We start from the raw sequence: 26,441 nt of genomic DNA on the forward strand, positions 1-26,441 counted from the left end.
ATTTAAAAAAACTATGTTTCCTATGTCTCTAAGTGGTCAAACAATAAATCTAAGAGCACTAGAACCAGAAGATTTACAATTTCTTTATCAAATTGAAAATAATGAATCTTTTTGGGAAATTAGTCACACTCAAACTCCGTTTTCTAAATATATTTTAAAACAATATTTAGAAAATGCTCATTTAGACATTTATGAAGCAAAGCAGTTACGTTTACTCATAGAAGAAAAATCAACCAAAAAACAAATTGGTATGATTGATTTGTTTGATTTTAATCCTCAACATAAAAGAGCAGGTATTGGTATTTTAATTCATCCAAAGTTTCAAAAAAATGGTTTTGCTTCAGAAGCTTTATCGCTTTTAATTAAATACTCTTTTTCTCATTTAGATTTACATCAACTTTTTGCAAATATTACTACTGATAATCTAAAAAGCATATCTCTTTTTTCTAAACATCAATTTAAAAAAATTGGTATAAAAAAAGATTGGATTTTTTCTGAAGGAAAATTTAAAGATGAAGTTTTATTTCAGTTGATAAAAGACTAATTTTACCATTCTAAAATCTTAGTACATTGAGTAAAAAATTTATATTAGCTGTTATTGCCACTATTATCGTTATATCCGGAATTATTGGATATAAATATTATCAAAAAATATTTGGAAAATCGATTACAAAAGACAGAACTCTCTTTATATATTCTTCGGATAGTTTAATTGATGTTAAAGATAAAATAGCTGAGTTTTCTACAAGCTCAAACACTTTTTTATTTGTAGCTGCAAAAAAGAATTTTTCTATACCAAAACCAGGAAGATATATTTTAAAGAAAGATATGTCTAATAATGATGTGGTAAATCTATTAAGAAGCGGGAATCAAACCCCGTTAAAAATCTCTTTTAATAATCAAGATACTTTAGAAAAATTGGCTGGCAGAATTGCAGAGCAAATAGAAACAGATTCTTTATCTCTCTTAAACTCTTTTAGAAACAAAGATTTTTTATCAAAAAACAACTTGACAGAAAAATCTGTATTACAAATATTTATTCCAAATAGTTACGAATTTTATTGGACAACTTCTGCTAATAATTTTAGAAACAAAATTTTTAAAGAATACAATCGATTTTGGAATGATAGTAGACTTAGTAAAGCCAAAGCTTTAAACTTAACAAAAAGTGAAGTAATGACTTTAGCTTCTATCGTACAAAAAGAAACTGCTAAAACAGTAGAAAGACCAATTGTTGCTGGTTTGTATTTAAATCGATTACAAAAAGGTTGGCCATTACAAGCAGACCCTACCATTATATATAGTATCAAAGAAAAAATGGGACAAGATTATGTTGTAAAAAGAGTTTTAACAGTAGATTTAGAAATAGATTCTCCTTATAACACGTATAAAAATAGAGGTTTGCCTCCTACTCTAATATCTATGCCAGATATTTCTGCAATTGATGGAGTTTTAAATGCACAAAAACATAACTATTATTATATGTGTGCTAATGTAGAAAGATTAGGTTATCATGCTTTTGCAAAAACCTTGTCTCAACATAATAGAAATGCAGCAAAATATCATCAATGGATGAACAAACAGAGAATTAACAGATAATAATGAAAAAATTATTCATATTAATATTTTCTCTTTTTACAATAACTACCTATTCTCAAACATCTTCTTTTTATAAAAAATCTGATACTTTAAATTTAAAAAGAAGAAATGCAGTTATATTATCTGAAAGTATTTTAGCTGGTGGTACTTTATTAGCTTTAAATCAACTTTGGTATGCAGACTATCCTCAATCTAATTTTCATTTAAAAAATGACAATAATGATTGGAACCAGATGGATAAAGCGGGTCATTTTATGACTTCTTACTATATCGGAAAAGTTGGTATGGAACTTTTAGACTGGACTGGTGTTTCAAAAAAAAATCAATTAATTTATGGAGCCACTTTAGGTTTTAGCTTTTTAACTGCTGTTGAAATTTTTGATGGTTTTTCTGAAGAATGGGGAGCCTCACCTGGAGATATTCTTGCTAATGCAGCCGGAACAGGTTTATTAATTGGACAAGAATTACTTTGGGATGAACAAAGAATTACTGTAAAGTATTCTTTTCATCAAACTCACTTTGCAAAAGAAAGACCTAATACGCTAGGTGAAAACTTTTTACAACAAACTTTAAAAGATTATAATGGTCAAACTTATTGGTTATCTGCCAATATTTGGTCTTTTAACAAAGAAAGTTCGTTTCCTAAATGGTTAAATGTTGCTTTAGGTTATGGAGCAGAAGGCATGATTTTTGGAAACTCAAATGTAGCAAACTCAATGATACAAGAGCCTTACAGACAATTTTACCTTAGTTTAGATGTAGATTTAACAAAAATAACAACAAATTCGGAATTCTTAAAATCTGTGTTTTCTGTTATAAATTTCGTAAAGATTCCTGCTCCTACTCTAGAAATTAATACCAAAAATGGAATAAAGCTTCATTATCTGTATTTTTAATAAATTTTAACGTACTGATTATCAGTATATTTAAAATTTGATTATAAATTTGCACCCGCAAAACAGAAAAATTATATTTATCAAAAAGTTTTTATTTTTAAGTATTATATTTTTAGGGTTTATTAATGCCACAAGCATCGATAAAAAAATAGATACTAACAACAAGATTACCTTTCCGAAATTCGTAGATTTTAACATTCCTTATCTACAAAAAGATTTTGTAGGTTTTAAAGAAGCGTTAGCGTTTAAAGAATCTCAAGGAAAATATACGGTTGTAAATACTTTAGGTTATTTAGGAAAATACCAATTTGGTAGAACTACTTTACATCGATTAAATATTTACAACACTCAAGGTTTTTTAAAAAATCCTGAGTTGCAAGAAAAAGCATTTGTAGCTTTATGTAAAGTTAACAAATGGATTTTAAGAAAAGATATTAGACGCTCTGTAGGTAAAACTATAAACGGAATTAAAATTACAGAATCAGGAATATTAGCAGCAGCCCATTTAAGTGGTGCAGGAAATGTAAAAAAATTCTTGAGAAGTAATGGTAGTGTTCGCTTTTCTGATGCTTACGGATCTACAATACAGTCTTACTTGAAAAAGTTTGCTGGCTACGATCTATCTAACATCGAAGCAGAAAAAAATGCTACAGCCTAAAATTTATTATTAGAAAACATTCGATTTTCATTTAAAAAAGCTTCATTTAATAAATAAATGAAGCTTTTTTTATAACTTTTTTTTGTAAATTTCTAAATAAAACTATTTATGAATGATAAAAATAGCAGGTCTTTTATGTAAATCTGGTTGTTGATGTTTCCAATCTTTTACCATAAACGTTTTAATATACTCACTTGGCAATGTAATATCTGCAGCAATACATAAATTTGTAGTTGGAGATAAAGTTGCCTTTAAATCTGCAAGCATTTTTTCATTTCTATAAGGCGTTTCAATAAAAATTTGAGATTGATTTTTATCCTTAGATATTTTTTCTAAATCTTTTATTGTTTTTTTTCTTTCAGATTTATCAATTGGCAAATAACCATTAAAAGCAAAATTCTGTCCGTTCATTCCAGAACTCATCATTGCCATTAAAATAGACGAAGGTCCAACTAAAGGAACTACTCTAATATTTTTTTCATGCGCTAACTTAGCAATACTTGCTCCTGGATCTGCAATTGCAGGCACTCCTGCTTCTGATAATAAACCAACATTAACACCTTCTTTACAAATATCTAAATATTTTGTTGTCTCTATCTCTTCTGCATATTTATCTAACAGCATCAACTGTAAAGATGGTTGCGATTTCTTAGGTGCAATTTTTTTTATGAATCTTCTTGCTGATTTTTCGTTTTCAACAATATAATAATCAATTTCTTCAATTACTTTTTTTACTGATAAAGGCATTACTTCTAAGGGCTCAGTATCTCCTAAAGTAGTAGGAATTAAATAAAGTTTACCAATCATTTTATAATTTTTTACTGATGAAATTGCATGCTTCATCTAACATTTTATATACATTTTCAAAACCTGAGTCTCCTCCGTAATATGGATCTGGAACATTTAAATTTTTATTAGGGTATGCTTCATTTAGAATTAGCTTTACTTTTTCTTCATCTTCTATGCTTCTAGCTAAGGATAATATATTTTGATAATTACTATCATCCATCACATAAATAGCATCAAATTTATCAAAATCTTTTACAACAAATTTTCTGGCTCTTTGATCTTTAATATTTATTCCATATTTAGCCGCAACCTCAATAGAACGAGCATCTGGTAAATTACCAACATGATAAGCACCAGTTCCTGCAGAATCTACAAAAACTTCATCGTTATTTACTTTAGATTTTAAAATCCCTTCTGCTAATGGAGAACGACAAATATTACCTAAACACACCATTAAAACTCTACGCATATAAAATATTTTTGTTAAAAATAAGAAACTATTACTCTCTTAAAAAATTAAGAGAGTAAATATATGTTTCAAAAAAAGTTTTATTTAGATTTTCTTAGAGAGAAAATAATTCTAAGAATATAAATAGAGAAGCTAAAGTAAATAGTTAGAAAGTTAACTTCTTAGTTAAATCTTCTACGTATTTTTTAAACTGCTTATCTGTTTCCGTTAAATTATCTACGGTTTTACATGCATGTAACACAGTTGCATGATCTCTTTGCCCTATTTGATTACCAATACTAGCCAAAGAAGATTTTGTTAGTCTTTTTGCAAAATACATCGCTAATTGTCTAGCTTGTACAATATGACGCTTACGTGTTTTAGATTGCAAAGTAGCAACGTCCATATCAAAATATTTAGAAACTTCTTTCTGAATATAATCTATAGAGACTTCTTTTTTAGTATTCTTTACAAACTTGTCTACAATTTGCTTAGCCAATTCTATAGAAAATTCTTTTCTATTAAAAGAAGCTTGTGCAATCATAGAAATAATAACACCTTCTAATTCTCTAACGTTAGATTTTATATGCTTAGCAATATATTCTACAATTTCTTCTGGCATTTCTACACCATCTCTATACAATTTATTTTGTAAAATAGAAATTCTAGTTTCGTAATCTGGTGCTTGCAATTCTGCTGATAATCCCCATTTAAAACGAGATAATAACCGTTGTTCTATATCTTGCATATCTACAGGCGCTTTATCCGAAGTTAAAATTACCTGTTTACCATTTTGATGTAAATGATTAAAAATATGAAAGAAAACATCTTGCGTACCCGCTTTACCAGATAAGAATTGTACATCATCAATAATTAACACATCTACCATTTGATAAAAATGAATAAAATCGTTTCTTGTATTCGATTTTACAGAATCTATAAATTGCTGTGTAAATTTTTCTGAAGAAATATATAAAACTGTTTTATCTTGATATTTATCTTTAATATCTACACCAATTGCATGTGCTATGTGTGTTTTACCTAAACCAACTCCACCATAAATTAATAATGGATTAAAAGAGGTACCACCTGGTTTATTTGCTACTGCCATACCCGCAGATCTAGCCAATCTATTAGAGTCTCCTTCAATAAAATTAGCAAAACTATAATTAGGGTTTAATTGAGATTCTATTTTAACTTTCTGTAAACCAGGAATAACAAACGGATTTCTTAATTCTCGTTTGTCAGATTCTAAAGGAACAGTAACTTTTTGTGGTTTTAACGGGTTTCTATTAGAACTCGGTATTTTAACTATTTGTGGTCTGTTACTACTATAATTATTTTCCATTTTTACATCATAAATCAATTTGGCATCACTACCCAATTGTCTTACTAATGCAACTCTTAATAATTTAATATAATGTTCTTCTAACCATTCGTAAAAAAATTTACTCGGTACTTGTATGGTTAAAGCTTCTCCTGATAACTTTACCGGCTTAATTGGCTCGAACCAAGTCTTATAGGCTTGTGGCTTTATGTTGTCCTTTATGAAAGCCAAGCATTCATTCCAAACTGAGTCAGCAGTTATAGTCATTTATTTTTTAGCAGTTTTTTTGGTTATTAAATCGAATAAAAAAAGACATTCCCGTATCCTTTTTTGAGTGCTACAAAAGTGTGAATAAAATTCAGTATAAAAAAATGCATTCCCTATTGATTATTAATTATTTTTTACGTAGAATGCTAAAATTTTAAACTCTAACATCTTTTGAAAAGCTATTTAACAAAAACAAGAATTCGTTATTCTGAAACTGACCAAATGAGGGTGGTTTATCACGGAAATTACGCTCAATTTTTCGAATTAGGAAGAACTGAGTGGTTACGTTCTTTAGGCGTTACTTACAAAGATATGGAAACCAAGGGAATAATGCTTCCTGTAATTTCTTTAAACTGTAATTTTATTAAATCCGCATTATATGACGATGTTTTAACAATAAAAACAATTTTGAAAAAGCAACCAATGGTAAAAATTGAATTTGATTATGAAATTACTAATCAAAATGATGAATTAATATGTACAGGAAGTACTGCTCTGGTTTTTGTGAACAGTAAAACGATGAAACCTACTCGTTGTCCTGATTATTTATTAAAAGGATTAGGGTTTTAAAAATTATCCTAATTCTTTAATATCAACTTTATAGAGATTATCAAAAATATTAAAAATTGATGTTGCGTCTTTTTTTCTAACAGAAATAATATACTCGCAATTCATTTCTAATTTCTGATTGATAATATCAATATTTTTCTCTTTTATAATTCTTTGCACAGAATTCATCAACTCGTAATTAAAAATAAGTTTAAAATGAATGTCTATAGTTTTTTCTAAAATATCTGATGCTTCTAAAGCCAGTTGAGCAGAGGTTTTATAAGCAGAAATTAAACCGCCAACACCCAATTTTGTTCCACCAAAATAACGCACAGATACAATTAATATGTTAGTAACTTCAAAAGATTGTATTTGTCCGTAAATTGGTAAACCTGCTGAATTATTTGGTTCTCCATCATCATTTGCTCTAAATCGAATCTTTTCTATACCTAATTGATAAGCATAACATAAATGACGAGCAGAATGATGTTTCTTTTTTAGTTCTTCTAAACAATCTTTTACATCATCTTCTGATAAAACAGGAAAAGCATATCCAAAAAATTTAGAACCCTTTTCTTTAAAAAGTGTTTCTTCAGATGGTTTGTCTATGGTTTTATAAACGTCTTCTAACATAATTATGCAATAGTTACTAAAATAATACCTACAATAGCTAAAACTATACCTATTTTATTTTTGATGCTAAACTGTTCTTTAAATAAAATTAAACCAACTATTGTAGAAACAATTACGACAGCTACATTGTTTATGGTAAAAATTGTAGAACTTTCAAAACCTTTTGTTTGTAAAGCTTTTATTATAAAAACAATGGTAAAATAATTAGGAATTCCTAAAACAATACCACCAATTATATTCTTAACACCAAAAGATTCTCTCTTTTTAATGGTTTTTATCAATAAAATAAGTAAGCCAAAAATAGCTGCAAAACCAAATAAACTTCCCGAGAAAAGAGATACTTCTTTTTCTGTCACAAAATTAACTTCTACGTATTTTAAAGTTGTGTCTATTACACCAGATCCAAAAAAAAGTAATATCGGATACAATAATCCTTTCTTTTTAAAATCGCTTTTTTCGTCCTTAACAGATGCCAAATAAACGGCAGCTAAAGCAAAAATGATTCCTAATACTTTTAAAAAAGTAACAGATTCATTATACAAAAAAACACCAAATATAATAGGGATTACAACAGACATTTTACCAGCAACAGAAGCAACTGATAATCCGTTTTTTTGTGCTGTATTTGCCATCACAAAAAAAATGGCAACAAATAATGCTCCTAAAAACAGTGCGCCAAAAAACCATGGTTTTTGTGGTATTTCTGTAAAAGAAAACTCAACTTCAGACAAGCCAATACCAAAAGAAAAAGCAACTATATAATTAACAATAATTGCTTTTAAAGTATCTATTTTATAAACATCAAAATACTTAAAAATTACAAATAATGAAGTTGCAAAAACAATACTTAATAATAAATAGATCAATCCATTTTATTTTTTGTGAACAACTCTACAACCTCTTCTTCTCCCGGAATTAAATTCCAAGTATGAATACCTAATTTATTAGCAGAATCTGTATTTTCTTTTAAATCATCTACAAACAAAGTTTCGTCTGCAATTAAATTATTTTCATTCAACACAAATTCATAAATTTCTGTATCTGGTTTTCTTAAATTGATTTCGTGCGATAAATAAAATTGCTCAAAACAATTTTTAAATTCATTAAAAAATGTTTCTCCTAAAGAATTTTGAATCCAACTGATGTGTAAATCGTTTGTGTTGCTTAATAAAAACAATCTGTATTTTTTACTTGCAACTAATTCTTTTAAGAAATCTAATCTTTTTTTAGGAAAATCTAACAAAACAGCATTCCAAGCATTAATTAAATCTTGCTTTTCTAACCCAAATTTATCATGAAAAAAGTTTACAAAATCATTTGTACTCATAAGACCTGTTTCATACTTATGATAAACCTCTATCATTTCTTCCGTAATCTTTGTCACTCCTAAAATTGCCATTTCTCTATACGTAGCAGGCTTATCTAGGTTGATAAAAATATCGCCAAAATCGAAAATAATATTCTTAATCATTTTTATATATTTTTAAAATATCTGTTTTGATGTTTATTTTTTCTTGAACTACTTTATTAAAATTAGGTGACTTCACTCCTTTTTTAAATTTTGTTTCTCCAACAAAAACAAGTGCTTCATCCCATAAGTTTTCATCTATAAATGTTTGTAAAGTTTGTGCACCCCCTTCTATAATAACAGACTGAATTTTTTGCTTCTGCAAAACATCACAAATTTGATTTGCTATATTTTTAGAAAAATCAATCCTTTTAAAAATTAAATTCTCGGTTGATTTTGTATTTTCTACACCATTAGTAATTACAATCGTTTTTACACTTTTATCAAAAATAGTTGCATTTTTATCAATCCTTAAATTTCTATCTAAAACAATTCTAATTGGGTTTTGCCCAGACCAACTTCTTATATTTAATTTAGGGTTGTCTGAAATAACCGTATTTGTACCTACTAAAATAGCATGTTCTGTACTCCTAAACTTATGTACTAATTGTTGCGAATATTTATTAGAAATCCAAACAGGTTTTTGTTCATCTTTTTCTTTCGGAGCTATAAATCCATCAGAAGTTTCTGCCCATTTTAGAATAATATAAGGTCTTTTCTTTTCTTGAACTGTAAAAAAACGTTTATGATGCGCTCTACATTCTTCTTCTAAAACACCAACTATTACATTAATTCCGGCATTTATCAATCGTTCTATACCTTTACCAGCCACCAAACTGTTAGAATCTACACAACCAATAACTACATTTTTTAATTTGTTTTTTACAATTAAATCTGCACAAGGTGGTGTTTTACCGTGATGAGAACAAGGCTCTAAGGTTACATAAATTGTAGATTTTTTTAAAAGCGATTTATCTTTTACAGCATTAATTGCATTTACTTCGGCATGACTTTCTCCGTAAGGAGATGTAAAACCTTCTCCAATAATTTTATCTTGATAAACAACAACTGCACCAACAGAAGGATTGGGACGCGTAGTACCAATTCCGTTTTTAGCAAGTTGCAAACAACGTTTTATGTAAGCTTTATGAGTAATAATCTAAAATTTAATTTTTACTTCTTCAATTTCATCAATTAAAAATTCACTATTAAAACCAAGTACAGTGTATTTTAAGTTTCCTTTAAATCTAACATTAATTTTATTTGATAATAAAGACCCTAATAAACCTCCTATAGCATCACCTCCTTTGTTTGCTTCAAAAATTTTCTTAGTTGGTATACTTGCCGTTAAAGGAATTGTAAAGTTATTTTTTGCAGGAACTTCAAATTCATCAGAAAAAACTTTTGCAACTTCTACTTCATTTACAAAAACACTAACCTCATCCGTAGAAATTTTGCCACCAACATCATTTGGGTTTTCAAAAAAAGCATTTGCCTTTAAATTAACTACTCCGCCACTAAAACTAGTAACTTCTATATTATCTACCTTTAAAAAAATGGGTTGTTCGTTTACAGAACAACTAGTTAACAACACAAATATAAATGTAAAATATAAAAAGTTTTTCATCTTAATTTTTTAAAATAATAGTTAAATTGCTCTTGCAAAAATACAGTAATAAATGACAAGTAAAGATTTTATCATTAGAGAAATTCAACCAAAAGACAATGCAGAAATGGCTATTGTAATTAGGGAAGTTATTTTAGAAATGGGTGCTCCAAAAATTGGTACCGCATACGAGGATAAGGCTACAGATCTAATGTTTGAAAATTATCAGAAAGAAAATGCTGCTTATTTTGTTCTAGAATATAATAACAATGTTGTTGGAGGCGCAGGAATTGCACAGCTTGATAATTTTGAAGGAAAAACTTGCGAACTGCAAAAAATGTATTTTTTGCCAACTGCCAGGGGTAAAGGTTTAGGCTCTAAAATGATTTCTATTTGTTTAAACAAAGCCAAAGAATTTGGTTTTGAAAATTGTTATTTAGAAACCCTACCTTACATGAAATCTGCTATAAAATTATATAGAAAAAATGGTTTTACAGATTTAGAAAGCGCTATAGGAAACACTTGCCATTATTCTTGTGACGTTTGGATGCTAAAAAAAATATAAAATTTTGATTTACATTATTCTTTTTTCGGTTCACTTTTTACTTTTTAGTTGGGCTTTTTACAACATTCTATATTTTGGTGTAAAACCCTCTAAATCTTTAAGTTGGATTTTAATCACCTTCTTATTTCCGTTTATAGGTGTTTTTGCTTTTATTTTATTTGGTATAAATAGAAGGAAAATAAAATACTTTGAGCTTAAAGAAACTAAAAAAAGAAAAAAATATATTGAGAAAAATTTCACAAACAAAGCAAATACAAATATTAATAAGCTTAACAGTAACAAAGCAATTAAAATATCTAATTTAGTTTTTAATAATACCAATTTACCTCTACAGATAAATAATGATATTGTTGTTTTAAAAAATGGAAAAGAAACTTTTGAAGCGCTTTATAAGGCTATAAAAAGTGCAAAATCATTTATTCATTTACAATATTACATTTTTGAAAACGGAGAAATTTTATCTAAAATCATCTCTTTATTAGAAGAAAAAAGACAAGAAGATGTAGAGGTTCGTATTTTATATGATTCCATTGGTAGTTTTAATTTAAAAAAATCAACAAAACGCAAACTGAAAGAAATTGGTGTAGAAATCTACCCAGAAACTCCTTTTAAATTTGGTAGTTTTATTTTTTCTTTAAACTATAGAAATCACAGAAAAATTGCAATTATAGATAATAAAATTGGTTTTACTGGTGGTGTAAATATTTCTGATGAATACATTACAAAAGATACTAATTTAGGTATTTGGCAAGACACACACGTACAAATTACGGGGTGTGCTGTCGCTAATTTACATGCCACTTTTTTAAAAGATTATTACTATGCAACAGACATAGATTTAAGTGATAAAGAAAAATACAACAAGGCTTATAATGCCGATGGAAATATTGAGATACAAATTGTTTCTAGCGGCCCTGACTATGACCAATCTGTTGTAATGCAACAATATTTAAGTCTTATTAATTTAGCCGAAAAAAGTATTTGTGTTTTAAATCCGTATTTTATTCCGACTGTTTCTATTTTAGAAGCTTTCAAAATTGCAGCTTTAAGTGGCATAAATGTAACTTTGTTACTCCCTAAAGTTACAGATTCTAAAATGGCAACTTATGGTATGTACTCTTATTTTGAAGATTTATTGAAAGCAGGTGTAAACATTTATTTAAGAGAAGATTTCTCTCACAGTAAAGTGATTTTTATTGATGATGAAATAATCTCTGTTGGTTCTACAAATTTTGATTGCAGAAGCTTTGAACATAATTATGAGTTAAATGCATTAATTTTTGACAAAGAAATAATTTCTGATATTTCTGATGAATTTAACGAAAGAAAAGAATTGGCTAATAAATTAAATCTAAAAGATTTTTTAAACAGATCTAACAAGCAAAAAACATTAGAACGTTTAGCAAGGTTTTTAAGTCCTTTATTATAAATTATATGACACTCAAAAATTTTCGTGTTTTTTTAACCGAGCAATTATCAACTATTTACCCTAAAACAGAAATAGAATCTTTCTTTTTTTTGTTGATAGATGAAAAACTTAACTTACAAAGAATAGACACGGTTTTAAAACCAGATTTTTTAATTACTGATGAAATTTTATCAGAATTAAAAGACATTACAAAAAGACTTTTTAATGAAGAACCAATACAATATATTTTAGGGAATACAGAGTTTTACGGTTTACCATTTTTAGTAAATAATAGCACTTTAATACCAAGACCAGAAACCGAAGAATTAGTAGAATGGGTTATAAATGAAGTTGCTAAATTACACAATAATAAAACTAAAAAATTACAAATTATAGACATTGGTACAGGTTCTGGTTGTATACCTATTTCTTTAGCTAAAAACTTAAATAATGTTTCTATTTCTGCAATTGATGTTTCTACAGAAGCTTTAAAAACAGCCAAAGAAAATGCAGTTTTAAACAAGGTTAAAATTAACTTTTTAGAAAAAGACATTTTACAAACGGATAAATTACCTAAAAAATATGATATCATTATTTCTAATCCACCTTATGTTAGAGAATTAGAAAAAGTAGAAATAAAAAATAATGTTTTAGATAACGAACCTCATCTTGCTTTGTTTGTAGACGATGATAATCCTTTGATTTTTTATTCAAAAATTGCTGATTTAGCCAAAAATTATCTTAAAGAAAATGGCTTATTATTTTTTGAAATCAATCAATATTTAGGCCAAGAAACTGTAACAATGTTAGATCAAAAAGGTTTTAAAAACATCAATCTAAAAAAAGATTTATTTGGTAATGAAAGAATGATAAAAGCTTCCATGTAATTTATTCTAAAAGACAAAAACCACCCGCAATCATAATGATTACTGATGGTTTTCCAATTCAACACTAAAAGAAAGTTAAGCTTTCTTTTGGCCAACTTTATGTCCAAAAAAAGCATAATATAATATAAATAAATAGCAAGGTAACAGAATCCAATAACCAAAAGATGCAGCTTCTGCCATTGCACCTAACTCATCTATACCTGTTGCTATTAATGTTTCTTTTTTACTATCTACCAAAGCACCATATAAAGGCGGAATAACAGCTCCACCAGAAATAGCCATAATTAATAAAGCAGAAGCTGTTTTGGTAAATTTACCCAAACCACCTAATGCTAAAGGCCAAATTGCTGGCCAAACTAATGCGTTTGCAATACCTAAAGCGGCTACAAATAATACCGATGTAAAACCTGTTGTAGATACAATACAAAAAGAAAATGCAATACCTAAAACCGCACTTGCTTTTAAGGCAAAAGATTGACTAATATATTTAGGTATTAAAACTGCTCCTAGAGCATAAGTTGCAACCATTGCCATTAGTGTAAATAAGGTAAAGAATTTAGCGTCTTCTACAGGTATGTTTAATGAAATTCCGTAAGAAATAATTGTATCACCTGCAATTACCTCTACACCTACATATAAGAACAATGCTAAAACACCCAACCATAAATGAGGAAATTGAAATATACTTGTTTTTGTTTTTTCATTTGAATCTGCAGCTTCTGTTTCTTCTGCCTCTACATTTGGTAACGGTGCTTTTCTTATTAAAATACCTAATAAAAATAAAACAACTGCCATTACAATATAAGGTGTAACAACGCTGTCTGCCATTGTATTTAATAAACTTTCTTTTTCGGCATTATCAACAACGTTTAATTTTTCTTTAATATCACCTATACCAGACAATAAAATTGCACCAAAAATTACAGAACCTAAAGAACCTGCTACTTTATTTGCTATCCCCATTATAGAAATACGTTTTGCAGCACTTTCTATAGGACCGATAATTGTTATGTATGGGTTTGATGCTGTTTGCAACAATGTCATACCTGCTCCTTGTATAAAAATTGCAACTAAAAACAACCAATAAGTTCTTGCAGATGCTGCCGGAATAAAAATTAAAGCTCCAATAGCCATTATTATTAAACCTAAAGACATTCCCTTTTTATAACCGACTTTATTAATAATGTAAGATGCTGGTAATGCCATTACTACAAAAGAAATATAAGATGCGGATGCTACTAAGTAAGATTGTGCATCTGTAAGTTCGTTTATTGTTTTCATAAACGGAATTAAGGCTCCGTTTATCCAAGTAACAAACCCGAAAATAAAGAATAAACCTGCAATAATAATTATTGGTACAAGCGTATTTTTTTCCGCTTTTGGTTGTTGCTCGATGGTAGTTGACATAATATCTATATTTATTAAAATTTGTTAGTTTAAAAAGTCTTGGGAAATGTACTGAATGTGTTAACTATATGTAAAATTAATTCTACCAATAACATCTAATAAGTGCTAAACAGAATTATTTTGGAATATAAGTGTTAAATTTTTAATCCATATTTAAAATGATGCGTTTGGCATGACTTACATATTTTCTTCCGATAGGTATTCTTGTTGTTGCTATTTCTATTAAATTACCTTCAACACTTTTTACCTTATCTATTGCAATGGTAAATGACCTATGTATTCTTATAAAATTTTTTTCTGGTAACTCTTCTGTAATACTTGTTAAAGATTTATGCACTAAGTGATTTTCTGTAGTAGTAATCACCTTAATATAATCTTTTAAACTTTCTATATATAAAATGTCATCAAACTTAACTTTAACTAGTTTTTTATCAACCTTAAGAAAAATAAAAGAGTCATTATTATCTTCTTCTTTTTTAACACCTCTTTGTAAATAAACTTGCTGAGTAATTTTATTTATGGTTCTTAAAAAACGATTAAAAGGAATTGGTTTTACTAAATAATCTAAAACATTTAAATCGAAACTTTCTACAGCATATTCTCTGTAAGCTGTAGTTATTACCACATTTATATTAGGGTTTAGATTCTTTGCAAATTCTAACCCATTCATCTTAGACATATTAATATCCAAAAAAAGTGTATTAATTTCTTCTTTTTCTAACAACAACAATGCATCTAATGGATTGTTAAATGTTTGAACAACTTCAAAATTTTGAAATTCTTTTAAATGATTTTCTACAACTTTAATAGCCAAAGGTTCATCATCAATAATAATACATTTTATTTTCATAAATTAAGTATATAAATTATAGTTGTATGGATAATTCTACAATATAATTTTGTTTTTCGGTTTTAATGTCTAAGGTAAACTTATCTTTATATAATAGTTCTAATCTTCTTAAAACATTTTTATTACCAATACCGTGTTTGGTAGTTTTATTTGTAAAAGAATTAAAATTATTTACAACTACAAAATTTAACACGTTAGTTTCACTAATTTTAAAGTCTATAACAACATCTAACTTATCATTTTCTACTGTACCGTGTTTAAAACAATTTTCTATAAAAGGTAAAAATAATAATGGCGGTACTTTTAAAGTTCTAATATCACCTTCCATATTTAATTCTACATCTACCCTTTCTCCATATCTTAATCTTTCTAAACCAATATAATTTTGAATATATTTAATCTCGTTTATCAAATCTATTTTAGGCTCTTTAGCGTCATATAATATATACTCCATAATTTCTGATAACTTAAGAACTACTTCTGGAGCTTGTTTCGATTTTTCTAAAGTAAGAGCGTATAAATTATTTAAGGTATTAAAAAAGAAGTGTGGCTGTATTTGTGCTTTTAAAAACTGAAGTTCTGTTTTTAATTGTATTCCTTCTAATTCTTTTACTCTACCTCTTTCAAAAATCCAATCTAAGATTAATTTTATTGTAGATACAAAAGCTATCACATAAATTTCTCCAATAATTACAGCTAACACATGGTTAAAAGTAAATGCTTCTTGTGCCCCTTCTGCTTCTGGCCAAATATTTTCTGTAACTAATAAATAATTAAAAGCTGTTCTTATACAATATAGCAACAACAGAGATCCTACAAAGTAGATTAAAAACTTAAAATACTTTTTCTTTAAAATAAAATGCGGAAACAAATAGTAAATATTAAAGTATACTATAATAATATGTAGGGGAAATTCTACTAAATTAGATTTTAAGGAGTACCAATAATCATTAAAATAACTCCCCCACCGTATTGTATTTAATAAGAAATAACTTATCCAAAATATAAAATGATATTTAGCGGGTGTTTTATAACTTGTATTTCTAAAGGTATTTCTCAAATTAAAATTTTATTTATTTAATAGTAAAGTATTTATATAAGAGATAATAAAAAAACCAATAATTAATTAAAAAAACAACTAATATCTATTTTTTTGTCATTCGTTGTTATTTTAATGTTGTTTATATATTAAATTTCTTTTTAACCTGTATATAAATCTATTTTTAACAAAAAAATTAGTTTAACTAAATTCATTTTCATGAAAAAAATTTACACAATACTATTTGTTGTTTCTGCATTTATTTCTACAATAAATGTAAGTGCACAAGAAAAAAGTATTTCTGGTACTGTAACATCTAAATTAGATAATGCTACATTACCAGGAGTTAGCGTTGTTGTACAAGGTACAACAAAGGGTACAGAAACAGATTTTGATGGTAATTACACTATTAAAACTTCTGTAGGAGAAATTTTAAGCTTTTCTTTCTTAGGAATGAAAACAAAAACGATTAAAGTAGGTGATTCTAACACAATAAATGTTGTTTTAGAAGAAGACGCAGATCAATTAGATGAAATTGTTGTTACTGCTCTTGGTATTAAAAAATCAAGAAAATCTTTAACTTATGCTGCACAAGACGTTAATGCAGATGAATTAAACAAGGTAAAACAAACCAACCCAGTAACTAGTTTATCTGGTAAAGTGTCTGGTGTTGCAATTACTAAAAGCTCATCTGGAGCTGGAGGATCTGTTAAAGTTGTTTTAAGAGGTAACTCTTCTATAGGAAACAATCAACCTCTTTATGTCGTAGACGGTATTCCGTTATCTAATCCTACTTCTGGTCAACCATCTGAATCTTTTGGAGATATTAACGGAGGTAACAGAGATGGTGGTGATGCTTTATCTTTAATTAACCCAGATGATGTAGAATCTTTAACTGTTTTAAAAGGAGCTTCTGCATCTGCATTATACGGTAGTGCTGGTTTAAATGGTGTTATTTTAATTACTACCAAAAAAGGTAAAAACGGCGCTTTTAAAGTAGATTTTTCTTCTAACTTAACAGTAGAAAATGCTGCTTACATGATGGACTTTAATTCGGAAAGTCAAGATAATGTAGATTCTTTTTACGAAACAGGTGTAACAAGTATTAACTCTTTATCTGTTTCTGGTGGTACAGAAAAAGCACAAACTTACTTTTCTTACAGCAATACAAATGCTACTGGTATTTTGCCAACAAACAGTTTAAAACAACATACTTTTAATGTTAGAGAAACGGCTAAGTTTTTAGACGATAAAGTAACATTAAACGCAAGTGTTATGGCGTCTACACAAGACATTAAAAACAGACCAATTTCTGGTTTGTATTTTAATCCTTTAGTTGGTGTGTATGGTTTTGAATCTACTACAGAATCTTTATCTGATTATGCTGACTTCGAAGAGTTTAATTCTGATAGGAATATAATGGCACAACGTTGGTTTAGAGAAACTTCGGACATTGAACAAAATCCTTATTGGGTTATCAATAGAAATGCATCTGAAGACAGCAACAAAAAAATTGTAGCTTCATTAAACTTAAACTTTAAAATAAACGAATGGTTATCTCTACAAACAAGAGGTACTTATGATAAATCTTTATTAAGTTTTGATAAAAAGATTTACGCAACTACAAATGCTACATTAGCGCCTGCAAATGGTAGATATATATCAACCGAAAACGATTACACACAAGTTTATGGAGATGTATTAGCTAATATTAGCACTAATTTTTCTGAAAAAATTTCTTTAAATGGTGTTGTTGGTTTAAGTACAACTAGAACAACTACAGAAACTTTTTCTGCAGATTCTGGCACAAACGGAGGTTTACAATTCGCAAATGTTTTTGCTTTCCAAAACTTTAATGCAAATGCATCTGTAGCTTTTACAGAGAATTCTTACGAAACTAGAGGTAGCTCTATCTTTGCTAGTGCAACTATCGGTTTTAATGATAATATTTTTGTAGATCTTACTGCCAGAAACGATTGGACTTCTACTTTACCCGAAACTAACAATTCCTTCTTCTATCCTTCTGTTGGTGTAACAGGTATTTTAAGTGATTTAGTTGATTTAGGTGATAAAGTTTCTTATGCTAAAGCTAGAGTTTCTTATGCAGAAGTTGGTAACGGTTTTGGTGCAGATCAAATTAGCCCAAACAGATCTATTAATTTTGGCGGTGGTGTAAGTAGTACAGATCCTTTAAGACCTTTTCCAGGAACTACTCCTAAACCAGAAAGACAAAGATCTTACGAAATTGGTACAGAATGGAAATTCTTTGACAACAAATTTGGTTTCGATCTTGGTTACTACTACACAAGTACAGTAAACCAATACTTTAGTGTACCAGTATCTACAACAATTGTTGCATCTGGTGAGGCTGGTTTAAATGCTGGTGATATTGTTAACAAAGGTATAGAAGCTTCTGTTTTTGTAACTCCTTTTCAAAACGAAGACTTTAAGTGGACAACTTCTTTAAACTTTTCTGCTAACAAAAATGAAATCTTATCGATAACAGATAGTAATATAGAGGGTTTAATTCCAACAGATTTCTTTACAATTTCGGCTAAAGGTGTAAATACTTTCGGATCTTATTTAGTGGAAGGTGGTTCTTTTGGAGATATTTATGCACAAGTTGTAAAAAGAGATGAAAACGGAACTCCGATTGTAGACAACGGAGCTGTTATAGCAGATGACACAAACTTAATAGACGGGTTATCTAAAGTAGGTAATGCAAACCCTGATTTTAACTTAGGATGGAACAACTCTTTTGAATACAAAAACTTCTCTTTAGACTTTTTAATTGATGGAAAATTTGGTGGAGAAACTGTTAGTATGACAGAGGCAATTGTAGAAGGGTTTAGTAACAACTCAGCTAGAGAAACAGCAAATAATGATGTTACTGTTGTAGACTTATCTGGTAACACATCTACATTATCTGCACAAGAATACTATGGTAAAGTTGGTGGTAGAAATGGTTTTACAGGAGAGTACGTTTATAGCGCTACCAATGTAAGATTAGCAGAACTTGCTATCGGGTATAACTTTAACCTATCAGAAGACGCTTTCTTTAAAAGAGTAAAAATGTCTTTAATCGGTAGCAATTTACTTTTCTTTTATAAAGATGCTCCGCACGACCCTAATATCTCTTTAAGTACAGGTAATTCACTACAAGGTGTAGATATTTTAGGATTGCCTTCTTCTAGAAGTTTAGGTTTAAATATTAATTTAACATTCTAAAAATAACAAGATGAAAAATATAAATAAATTACTTTTTTATGTAGTTATATTAGCCTTATTTGTTACTTCTTGTAATGATTTAGAACAATATAATGTAAACGACAAAAATATATCAGACGAACAATTAGAAATTGATTTTCAACACGTAGGTTCTAAATATAAACCTATTTTCGAAAGCATTTATCAATACTCGCCTGCTTGGTCTTATCAATTACAACAAAATTTAAATGCAGATGTATTTTCTGGATATTTAACAAATCCAAGACCTTTTGTTGCTGGAGCAAATAACTCTACTTATAGTTTAGTAAGCGGATGGAATGACTTTATTTGGTCTGTACCTTATTCTAACGTAATGAATAATGTAGAATCTATTAGCGAGTTAACACAAGATGATTTCCCTACACTACACGCAACAGCTTTAATTTTAAAAGTTACTGCAATGCACAGAGTTGCTGATGTATTTGGACCAATTGTATATTCTAATTTTGGAGATTTAACAAATCCTGGTGTTTATGATTCTCAAGAAGAAGCTTATTATGCTTTCTTTATAGATTTAGATACTGCTGTTGCAAACTTAATGGCAGATATAGATAGTCCTAAATTTGCTTCTTTCGATTTATCTTATAATGGTAATTATACTCAATGGGTAAAATTAGCAAACTCTTTAAGATTAAGATTAGCAATTAGAATCTCTAAGGTAGATCCAGAAAAAGCAAAAATTGAAGGAGAAAAAGCTTTAAGTCAATCTTTAGGTTTAATGACTGCTAATGATGATGGATTTTTTGTAAACGGTTCTTTAGATCACCCATTATCTGTATTAGATAACTCTTGGGCAGATACTAGAATGAATGCTTCTATGGAATCTATATTAACTGGTTATAATGATGCTAGAGCAACTGCTTATTTTGATGCTCCTACTAGTGTTACTGGAACTGTAAAAGGTATCCGAAATGGTTTACCTTTGTTAAGTGGTTATGCAGATGAATTAGCTCAAAAAGCAGATTACACAGGTTTTTCTGGTATAAATGATAATATTCATACACCAAAAGTACAATTAATGACAACTGCAGAAGTTTATTTCTTAAAAGCAGAAGCAGCATTAAGAGGTTGGGCAAGAGCCGGAGAGGCAAAAGCAAATTACGAAACAGGTATTTCCTTATCTTTTCAACAACACGGAGCAAGTGGAGCTGCAAGTTACATTGCAGACAACACTTCTACTGCTGCAGACTATGTAGACCCTATTAACCCTTCAAATAATATTGCAGCAATGAGTGCAATTACAATTGCTTGGGATGAAGCTGTAACTAATGAAGAAAAATTAGAAAAAATCATCACTCAAAAATGGATAGCAATGTTCCCAGAAGGGCAAGAAGCTTGGAGTGAATACAGAAGAACAGGTTACCCTAAAATTTTTCCTGTAGTTAGTAACCAAAGTGGTGGTACTATAGATACAGATATTCAAATTAGAAGAATACCTTTTGTTGATAGTGAAAAATCTACAAATGCTATTGGAGTAACTACTGCAACTTCTCTTTTAAAAGGATCAGACAACGGTGGTACTAGATTATGGTGGGATACTGGAGCATCAAACTTTTAATATTTTACATTTAAACAATCACAGCCAGTTATATAAATATATTTCTGGCTGTTTTTTATGTGCTCATTTCTGTTTTTGGTCGATTAAATTATAGTATAAAACAGAGCAACATTACTTTTATAATATCAAAATAAAACTGTTTAAAACCACAAATTATGCTTAAACAATTACATACAAAACACCAACCTGTTGGTCAATTTGAAGATACAAGGTTTGAAAAAATTCATAACGTTACTTATAAATCATCTCTAGAAGCCTCAAATTTTGTTGCATTAGAAATAGCCGATTTAATAAAAGAAAAACAACGACAAAATAAAAATTGTGTTTTAGGTTTAGCAACAGGTTCTTCTCCTATTAAGGTTTACGAAGAATTGGTTAGAATGCACAAAGAAGAAGGTTTATGCTTCGAAAATGTGATAACATTTAATTTAGACGAATACTTACCAATGGATAAAAGTAACATACAAAGTTATTTTTATTTTATGCATGAGCATCTTTTTAATCATGTAAATATTTTACCAGAAAACATCAATATTCCTGATGGAACTATTTCTAAAGAAGACATTTACCAATATTGTATTGATTACGAAATGAAAATTAAATCTGTTGGTGGTTTAGATTTTCAGCTTTTAGGAATCGGTAGAACGGGTCATATTGGGTTTAATGAACCAGGATCTCACCTAAACTCTGGTACAAGAGTTATTACCTTAAACCATATTACAAGAATAGATGCAGCTCCTTCTTTTTTAGGTATAGAAAACGTGCCTAAAAAAGCAATTACTATGGGTATTAACACTGTAAAAGAAGCCAAGAGAATTGTGCTTTTAGCTTGGGGTGAAAACAAAAAGAAAATTATAAAAGAAACTATAGAAGGAGAAATTAGTGCTGATGTACCTGCAACTTATCTACAAGAACATACCAATACAACTTTTGTGATGGATGAAGGTGCTTCTTCAGAACTTACTCGTGTAAAAACACCTTGGCTGGTTAAACCTTGTGTTTGGAATGATGATCTTAAATTAAAAGCAGTTACTTGGTTAAGCAAACTTTTAAACAAACCTATTTTAAAACTTACAGACAAAGAGTATAATAACAACGGAATGTCTGAACTTTTAACCGAAGAAGGAACTGCTTACGATTTAAACATTAAAATGTTTAATAGAATACAAAATACAATTACTGGTTGGCCAGGAGGTAAACCTTTTTCTGATGATTCTAAGAGACCAGAAAGAGCTAATCCTAGTAAAAAAAGAGTCATTATTTTTAGTCCTCATCCAGATGATGATGTAATTTCTATGGGTGGTACTTTTGATAGATTAATACAACAAGGACACGAAGTACATGTTGCATATCAAACTTCTGGAAACATTGCTGTTTCTGATGAAGAAGCTTTAAAATTTGCTGAAATTTCAAAAATTTTCAATCCAGAATCTACAAAAGTTAATGACATCATTGAGTTTATCAAAAATAAACATGCTAATGACATAATAGATTCTTTAGACGTTAGAAAATTAAAAGGAGATATTCGTAAAAGCGAATCTTTAGGAGCGACTAGATATCTTGATTTACCTGACGAAAATGTACACTTTTTAAACCTTCCTTTTTACGAAACAGGAACCATAAAAAAAGGTGGTTTAACAAAAGATGATATTACTGTTATGAAAAGTATTATCGACAAAGTACAACCTCATCAAATTTATGCTGCAGGAGATTTAGCGGATCCTCACGGAACTCATAAAGTTTGTTTAGATGCCCTTTTTGCCGCATTAGAAGAAATGAAAAACGAAAAAGAATACATGAAAGATTGTTGGGTTTGGTTGTATAGAGGTGCTTGGCACGAGTGGGATTCTCATGAAATTGAAATGGCAGTACCAATGAGTCCGGATCAGGTTTTAAGAAAAAGACACGCTATTTTCTTCCACCAATCTCAAAAAGATGGAGTAATGTTTCAAGGAGATGATTCTAGAGAGTTTTGGGTAAGAGCAGAAGATAGAAATAGGTTAACTGCAAAAAAATATAACGATTTAGGTTTAACAGATTATGCAGCTATAGAAGCATTTAAAAGATATCATTTCTAAAATAAAATTCATGAAAAAAATTGTTTTTATACTATTTGTAGCCTTTTTTAATTTGTCTTTATTTTGTCAAAATGAATTAAATTTAAAATATAATTTAATGCCTTGGCCACAAGAAATAAAAGAAAATAATTCGTCATTTATTATTGATGAAAATATTTTAATTTCGGTTTTAGGAGATGATAAAGAACAAAGAGTTGAAAAAGCTTCTGTAAAGTTTTTAAGAAGACTTGCCAATAGAACAGGTGTATTTATAAACAATGGTTTTCCTGTAAATGATGAAAATGCATCCATCAAAATTAATTTTAAAAGTGTTTCTGATTTATCTATAGAAAGTGATGAATCTTATGATTTATCTATTGATAAAGATCAAATTACTATCAATTCAAAAACAGATGTTGGTGCTTTAAGAGGGTTAGAAACGCTTTTACAATTGGTTAATTTTAATGATACTGGCTACTATTTTGAAGGCGTAAATATAAAAGACGCTCCAAGATTTATTTGGCGTGGTTTAATGATTGATGTAGCGCGTCATTTTCAACCAATAAATGTTTTAAAACGAAATTTAGATGCCATGGCTTCTGTTAAATTAAATGTTTTTCACTGGCATTTAACAGACGATCAAGGATTTAGATTTGAGTCTAAAAGATATCCAAAATTACAGGAATTGGCTTCTGATGGTTTATTCTACACACAAATACAAATTAAAGAAATCGTAAAATATGCTTCTGATTTAGGAATAAGAGTTGTACCAGAATTTGATGTTCCGGGTCATGCTTCTTCTATTTTAACTGCTTACCCAGAATTAGGTAGTAAAGATAATTACGATTATAGTATAGAACGTTTTTCTGGAGTTTTTGACCCAACTTTAAACCCTACAAAAGAAGAAACATACGTTTTTTTAGAAAACCTTTTCACAGAAATCGCCCCTTTATTTCCTGATAAATATTTTCATATTGGTGGTGATGAAAACGAAGGAAAACACTGGGATGAAAGTAAAGAAATTCAAGATTTTAAAAAGCAACATAATTTAAAAACCAATCACGATTTACAAACATATTTTAATATCAGATTAGAAAAAATATTAAGTAAGTTAGATAAAAAATTAATGGGTTGGGATGAAATTTTAACTCCATCTACACCTAAAACAGCTGTTATTCATTCTTGGAGAGGAAAACACGAAGGTTTAGCACAAAGTACATTAATAGAAGCTGCTAAAAAAGGATATCAATCTGTACTTTCTAATGGTTATTACATAGACAGAATGTTGTCTGTAAAAGAGCATTATTTGGTAGATCCTATTGCAGATGCAGTGTTAACTAAAGAAGAAAGAAAAAGAATATTAGGCGCAGAAACTACCATGTGGAGTGAGCTTGTTACTCCGCTTACCATAGATTCTAGAATTTGGCCAAGAACTGCTGCTATTGCAGAAAGATTTTGGTCTGTAAAAGAAATTAATGATTTAGATGACATGGAAAGAAGATTAAAAGTTGTTAATTTTCAATTAGAAGAATTAGGCATTACTCACATTAGAAATAGAGATGTAATTTTAAGAAACATTAGCAATCATCAAGAAAATGATGCTTTAAAAACATTGTCTAATTTATGCGAACCATTAAAAGTTTATTCTAGAAACAAAGAAGGCACAGAATACAAAACGTTTTCTCCTTTCACCTTATTTGCTGATGCTTGTATAGCTGATGCTATAGAAGCTGATGCTTTTAATAAACTTGTAGCAATTAAAGATTTTGATGCTATTAATAATCATCTAAAAAAATGGTCTAATAACTACACAGAATTAGAACCTATCATCAATTATCCGAATATAAAACCTTTAAAAGAGTTGTCTAAAAATTTATCAATAACATCAAAATTATTGCTAAATATTATCACAAAAAAAGAAATTAATACTAACAATATTATAGAATTAGATGCATTAATTGTTGAGCTAAAAAAAACTTATGCAGATGTAGAGTTAGCTGTTGTAGATTCTTTTACAGACATCATCTTTTATTGTAAAAAAACATATTTAAATAAAAAATAAAACAAATGATTTTAATTGCAGAAAGTGGTTCTACAAAATGTGACTGGGTACTTTTAGATACCTTAAATGATAAGAGAATTAATACAAAAACAAAAGGATTAAATCCTGCAATCCTAAAAAAGAAGGAGTTTAAAAACATTATATCCGATAATGAAACCTTATCAGAATATAAAAAAGAAATAAAAAAAATCTACTTTTTTGGTGCTGGTTGTAATACATCTAAAACCAAGAATAATGTTCATTCTGTTTTAAATTCTTTTTTTAAAAATTCAACATCAATTGTAGAAGAAGATACAATGGCTGCTGTTTATGCCACAACCTCTACTCCTGCTGTTGTTTGTATTTTAGGCACAGGTTCTAATTGTTGTTATTATGATGGAAAATCAATTATAAACAAATCTATTTCTTTAGGATATATTGTAATGGATGAAGGAAGCGGAAATCATTTCGGCAAAGAGCTTTTAAAGGCATATTATAACTACCAAATGCCGCAAAACCTTAGAGCTTTATTTGAAAGTAAATACGATCTAAGTGAAAAAACAGTAATTAAAAAACTTTACCAATCTAAAACACCTAACAAGTACTTAGCCAGTTTTGCTCCGTTTGTTTTTGATAATAAAGAACATTCTTTTATGGAAACTTTGATAAATGATGTAATTAATCTTTTTATTAAAAATCACATCTTACAATATACTGATGAGCTAAAAACTGTACCACTTCATTTTGTTGGATCGATAGCATTTCATGGTCAAAATTACATTTCTAATCAATTAAAAAAGCAAGGTTTAAATGCTGGTAAGTTTATACAAAAACCTATAGATAGCTTAATTGAATTTATAAAAAAAGAGAATGCTGTTTTACAGTCTTAAACGATTACAAAATGTCATTTAATATGGATGCAAAAAATTTAAAAAACACATCTAGTAAAACTCAACTTATTAAATTAGAATCTATTGAAACTATAGATAATTATAACAAATTTATTAATTGGGTTTCTTCTGAATTTGATCTTTATCTTCAAGAAAAGACAACATTTTTAACGGTATATTTTCCTAACGGATATTTTTACATTAAAATAGCTGATAATCAAAACTTAACCATTGCTATAGAAGTAAATGCTAGAACCACAATTCTTTGTAAAAATATAATGACCAAAATAGAAAAGCTCTATAACAGAATGTTACTTAGTAAAGCATCTTAAAAATGTCCACTCTCTATTCC

25 protein-coding genes are annotated in these 26,441 nt (G+C 28.7%); 14 read left to right on the forward strand and 11 right to left on the reverse strand.

Annotation, left to right across the window (positions count from 1 at the left end; all coding sequences use genetic code 11):
* Positions 1–22 precede the first annotated feature (22 nt).
* The 4 genes from ACJJVY_RS04600 to ACJJVY_RS04615 all read left to right on the forward strand — a co-directional run bounded on the left by ACJJVY_RS04600 (position 23) and on the right by ACJJVY_RS04615 (position 3,153).
* Positions 23–544, forward strand: a complete 522-nt coding sequence (locus ACJJVY_RS04600; RefSeq protein ID WP_405605648.1) for a GNAT family N-acetyltransferase — start codon at positions 23–25, stop codon at positions 542–544.
* A gap of 26 nt (positions 545–570) precedes the next feature.
* The gene (gene mltG, locus ACJJVY_RS04605) at positions 571–1,599 is read left to right on the forward strand and encodes an endolytic transglycosylase MltG (protein ID WP_405605650.1); all 1,029 of its coding nucleotides are present in this window, start codon (positions 571–573) and stop codon (positions 1,597–1,599) included.
* A 2-nt stretch (positions 1,600–1,601) separates the two neighbouring features.
* On the forward strand, positions 1,602–2,495 hold the full coding sequence (locus tag ACJJVY_RS04610; RefSeq protein ID WP_405605652.1) for a DUF2279 domain-containing protein: 894 nt from the start codon (positions 1,602–1,604) through the stop codon (positions 2,493–2,495).
* 148 nt (positions 2,496–2,643) lie between these two features.
* Positions 2,644–3,153: a peptidoglycan-binding protein LysM gene (locus ACJJVY_RS04615; protein ID WP_405611587.1), complete on the forward strand. Its 510-nt coding sequence runs from the start codon at positions 2,644–2,646 to the stop codon at positions 3,151–3,153.
* A gap of 102 nt (positions 3,154–3,255) precedes the next feature.
* Here ACJJVY_RS04615 and ACJJVY_RS04620 read toward each other — a convergent pair whose 3' ends face one another.
* From ACJJVY_RS04620 to dnaA, 3 genes are all read right to left on the reverse strand, one after another.
* Positions 3,256–3,960: an SAM-dependent methyltransferase gene (locus ACJJVY_RS04620; protein ID WP_405605654.1), complete on the reverse strand. Its 705-nt coding sequence runs from the start codon at positions 3,958–3,960 to the stop codon at positions 3,256–3,258.
* Between the two features lies 1 nt (position 3,961).
* Entirely contained in the window at positions 3,962–4,411 is a 450-nt protein-coding gene (locus tag ACJJVY_RS04625) for a low molecular weight protein-tyrosine-phosphatase (protein WP_405605656.1), read from the reverse strand.
* 145 nt (positions 4,412–4,556) lie between these two features.
* The gene (dnaA, locus tag ACJJVY_RS04630) at positions 4,557–5,984 is read right to left on the reverse strand and encodes a chromosomal replication initiator protein DnaA (protein ID WP_405605658.1); all 1,428 of its coding nucleotides are present in this window, start codon (positions 5,982–5,984) and stop codon (positions 4,557–4,559) included.
* A 171-nt stretch (positions 5,985–6,155) separates the two neighbouring features.
* Here dnaA and ACJJVY_RS04635 point away from each other — a divergent pair, with 171 nt between their 5' ends.
* Positions 6,156–6,554: an acyl-CoA thioesterase gene (locus ACJJVY_RS04635; protein WP_405605660.1), complete on the forward strand. Its 399-nt coding sequence runs from the start codon at positions 6,156–6,158 to the stop codon at positions 6,552–6,554.
* A gap of 3 nt (positions 6,555–6,557) precedes the next feature.
* On the opposite strand, the gene ACJJVY_RS04640 is transcribed toward ACJJVY_RS04635, so the two are convergent.
* Genes ACJJVY_RS04640 through ACJJVY_RS04660 form a run of 5 tightly spaced genes read right to left on the reverse strand, consistent with a single transcriptional unit; the run spans position 6,558 to position 10,141 of the window.
* Complete coding sequence (locus ACJJVY_RS04640; RefSeq protein WP_405605662.1) at positions 6,558–7,166, reverse strand: IMPACT family protein; 609 nt, start codon at positions 7,164–7,166, stop codon at positions 6,558–6,560.
* A gap of 2 nt (positions 7,167–7,168) precedes the next feature.
* Positions 7,169–8,032 carry an EamA family transporter gene (locus tag ACJJVY_RS04645; RefSeq protein WP_405605664.1) on the reverse strand — a complete coding sequence of 288 codons (864 nt, stop codon included), beginning with the start codon at positions 8,030–8,032 and terminating at the stop codon, positions 7,169–7,171.
* Positions 8,029–8,637: an HAD-IA family hydrolase gene (locus ACJJVY_RS04650; RefSeq protein WP_405605666.1), complete on the reverse strand. Its 609-nt coding sequence runs from the start codon at positions 8,635–8,637 to the stop codon at positions 8,029–8,031. Before ACJJVY_RS04650 ends, ACJJVY_RS04645 begins: the two co-directional genes overlap by 4 nt.
* A complete protein-coding gene (gene ribD, locus ACJJVY_RS04655) occupies positions 8,630–9,673 on the reverse strand; it encodes a bifunctional diaminohydroxyphosphoribosylaminopyrimidine deaminase/5-amino-6-(5-phosphoribosylamino)uracil reductase RibD (protein WP_405611590.1) in 1,044 nt (347 codons plus the stop codon). Before ribD ends, ACJJVY_RS04650 begins: the two co-directional genes overlap by 8 nt.
* A complete protein-coding gene (locus ACJJVY_RS04660; RefSeq protein ID WP_405605668.1) occupies positions 9,674–10,141 on the reverse strand; it encodes an LEA type 2 family protein in 468 nt (155 codons plus the stop codon).
* Between the two features lie 52 nt (positions 10,142–10,193).
* On the opposite strand from ACJJVY_RS04660, the gene ACJJVY_RS04665 reads away from it, so the two are divergent.
* The 3 genes from ACJJVY_RS04665 to prmC are packed head-to-tail and all read left to right on the forward strand — an operon-like array spanning position 10,194 to position 12,980.
* On the forward strand, positions 10,194–10,685 hold the full coding sequence (locus ACJJVY_RS04665) for a GNAT family N-acetyltransferase (RefSeq protein ID WP_405605670.1): 492 nt from the start codon (positions 10,194–10,196) through the stop codon (positions 10,683–10,685).
* Positions 10,686–10,689: 4 nt separating this feature from the next.
* Positions 10,690–12,114, forward strand: a complete 1,425-nt coding sequence (gene cls, locus ACJJVY_RS04670) for a cardiolipin synthase (protein ID WP_405605672.1) — start codon at positions 10,690–10,692, stop codon at positions 12,112–12,114.
* Between the two features lie 5 nt (positions 12,115–12,119).
* Positions 12,120–12,980, forward strand: coding sequence for a peptide chain release factor N(5)-glutamine methyltransferase (gene prmC, locus ACJJVY_RS04675; RefSeq protein ID WP_405605674.1), 861 nt, complete (start codon positions 12,120–12,122; stop codon positions 12,978–12,980).
* A 75-nt stretch (positions 12,981–13,055) separates the two neighbouring features.
* Here the strand turns inward: prmC and ACJJVY_RS04680 are convergent, their stop codons facing one another.
* The 3 genes from ACJJVY_RS04680 to ACJJVY_RS04690 form a co-directional block, all read right to left on the reverse strand.
* A complete protein-coding gene (locus tag ACJJVY_RS04680) occupies positions 13,056–14,387 on the reverse strand; it encodes a sugar MFS transporter (RefSeq protein ID WP_405605676.1) in 1,332 nt (443 codons plus the stop codon).
* A gap of 142 nt (positions 14,388–14,529) precedes the next feature.
* Positions 14,530–15,237 (reverse strand): LytR/AlgR family response regulator transcription factor, encoded by a 708-nt coding sequence (locus tag ACJJVY_RS04685; protein ID WP_405605678.1) that lies wholly within the window; start codon positions 15,235–15,237, stop codon positions 14,530–14,532.
* Between the two features lie 16 nt (positions 15,238–15,253).
* A complete protein-coding gene (locus ACJJVY_RS04690; RefSeq protein WP_405605680.1) occupies positions 15,254–16,039 on the reverse strand; it encodes a sensor histidine kinase in 786 nt (261 codons plus the stop codon).
* A 456-nt stretch (positions 16,040–16,495) separates the two neighbouring features.
* Between ACJJVY_RS04690 and ACJJVY_RS04695 the strand changes: the two genes are divergently transcribed.
* The 6 genes from ACJJVY_RS04695 to ACJJVY_RS04720 all read left to right on the forward strand — a co-directional run bounded on the left by ACJJVY_RS04695 (position 16,496) and on the right by ACJJVY_RS04720 (position 26,421).
* Positions 16,496–19,504 (forward strand): TonB-dependent receptor domain-containing protein, encoded by a 3,009-nt coding sequence (locus ACJJVY_RS04695; protein ID WP_405605682.1) that lies wholly within the window; start codon positions 16,496–16,498, stop codon positions 19,502–19,504.
* 10 nt (positions 19,505–19,514) lie between these two features.
* Positions 19,515–21,101: a RagB/SusD family nutrient uptake outer membrane protein gene (locus tag ACJJVY_RS04700; protein WP_405605683.1), complete on the forward strand. Its 1,587-nt coding sequence runs from the start codon at positions 19,515–19,517 to the stop codon at positions 21,099–21,101.
* Between the two features lie 155 nt (positions 21,102–21,256).
* A complete protein-coding gene (gene nagB / locus ACJJVY_RS04705) occupies positions 21,257–23,179 on the forward strand; it encodes a glucosamine-6-phosphate deaminase (RefSeq protein ID WP_405605684.1) in 1,923 nt (640 codons plus the stop codon).
* Positions 23,180–23,189: 10 nt separating this feature from the next.
* Entirely contained in the window at positions 23,190–25,220 is a 2,031-nt protein-coding gene (locus ACJJVY_RS04710; protein ID WP_405605686.1) for a beta-N-acetylhexosaminidase, read from the forward strand.
* Positions 25,221–25,225: 5 nt separating this feature from the next.
* Complete coding sequence (locus ACJJVY_RS04715; RefSeq protein ID WP_405605688.1) at positions 25,226–26,089, forward strand: N-acetylglucosamine kinase; 864 nt, start codon at positions 25,226–25,228, stop codon at positions 26,087–26,089.
* 11 nt (positions 26,090–26,100) lie between these two features.
* Entirely contained in the window at positions 26,101–26,421 is a 321-nt protein-coding gene (locus ACJJVY_RS04720) for a hypothetical protein (RefSeq protein WP_405605690.1), read from the forward strand.
* Positions 26,422–26,441 lie beyond the last annotated feature (20 nt).

The sequence above is a fragment of the Polaribacter sp. Asnod1-A03 genome (genome assembly GCF_045063585.1).
In the GTDB taxonomy this organism is placed as follows: domain Bacteria; phylum Bacteroidota; class Bacteroidia; order Flavobacteriales; family Flavobacteriaceae; genus Polaribacter.

Bases quoted from the DNA above. Each gene is read 5' to 3' on its own strand.
- ACJJVY_RS04600 (WP_405605648.1), top strand. From the start codon at position 23: ATGTCTCTAAGTGGTCAAACAATAAATCTAAGAGCACTAGAACCAGAA.
- ACJJVY_RS04610 (WP_405605652.1), top strand. From the start codon at position 1,602: ATGAAAAAATTATTCATATTAATATTTTCTCTTTTTACAATAACTACC.
- ACJJVY_RS04620 (WP_405605654.1), bottom strand. From the start codon at position 3,960: ATGATTGGTAAACTTTATTTAATTCCTACTACTTTAGGAGATACTGAG.
- ACJJVY_RS04625 (WP_405605656.1), bottom strand. From the start codon at position 4,411: ATGCGTAGAGTTTTAATGGTGTGTTTAGGTAATATTTGTCGTTCTCCA.
- dnaA (WP_405605658.1), bottom strand. From the start codon at position 5,984: ATGACTATAACTGCTGACTCAGTTTGGAATGAATGCTTGGCTTTCATA.
- ACJJVY_RS04640 (WP_405605662.1), bottom strand. From the start codon at position 7,166: ATGTTAGAAGACGTTTATAAAACCATAGACAAACCATCTGAAGAAACA.
- ACJJVY_RS04650 (WP_405605666.1), bottom strand. From the start codon at position 8,637: ATGATTAAGAATATTATTTTCGATTTTGGCGATATTTTTATCAACCTA.
- ACJJVY_RS04660 (WP_405605668.1), bottom strand. From the start codon at position 10,141: ATGAAAAACTTTTTATATTTTACATTTATATTTGTGTTGTTAACTAGT.
- ACJJVY_RS04665 (WP_405605670.1), top strand. From the start codon at position 10,194: ATGACAAGTAAAGATTTTATCATTAGAGAAATTCAACCAAAAGACAAT.
- prmC (WP_405605674.1), top strand. From the start codon at position 12,120: ATGACACTCAAAAATTTTCGTGTTTTTTTAACCGAGCAATTATCAACT.
- ACJJVY_RS04680 (WP_405605676.1), bottom strand. From the start codon at position 14,387: ATGTCAACTACCATCGAGCAACAACCAAAAGCGGAAAAAAATACGCTT.
- ACJJVY_RS04685 (WP_405605678.1), bottom strand. From the start codon at position 15,237: ATGAAAATAAAATGTATTATTATTGATGATGAACCTTTGGCTATTAAA.
- ACJJVY_RS04695 (WP_405605682.1), top strand. From the start codon at position 16,496: ATGAAAAAAATTTACACAATACTATTTGTTGTTTCTGCATTTATTTCT.
- ACJJVY_RS04700 (WP_405605683.1), top strand. From the start codon at position 19,515: ATGAAAAATATAAATAAATTACTTTTTTATGTAGTTATATTAGCCTTA.
- nagB (WP_405605684.1), top strand. From the start codon at position 21,257: ATGCTTAAACAATTACATACAAAACACCAACCTGTTGGTCAATTTGAA.
- ACJJVY_RS04710 (WP_405605686.1), top strand. From the start codon at position 23,190: ATGAAAAAAATTGTTTTTATACTATTTGTAGCCTTTTTTAATTTGTCT.
- ACJJVY_RS04715 (WP_405605688.1), top strand. From the start codon at position 25,226: ATGATTTTAATTGCAGAAAGTGGTTCTACAAAATGTGACTGGGTACTT.
- ACJJVY_RS04720 (WP_405605690.1), top strand. From the start codon at position 26,101: ATGTCATTTAATATGGATGCAAAAAATTTAAAAAACACATCTAGTAAA.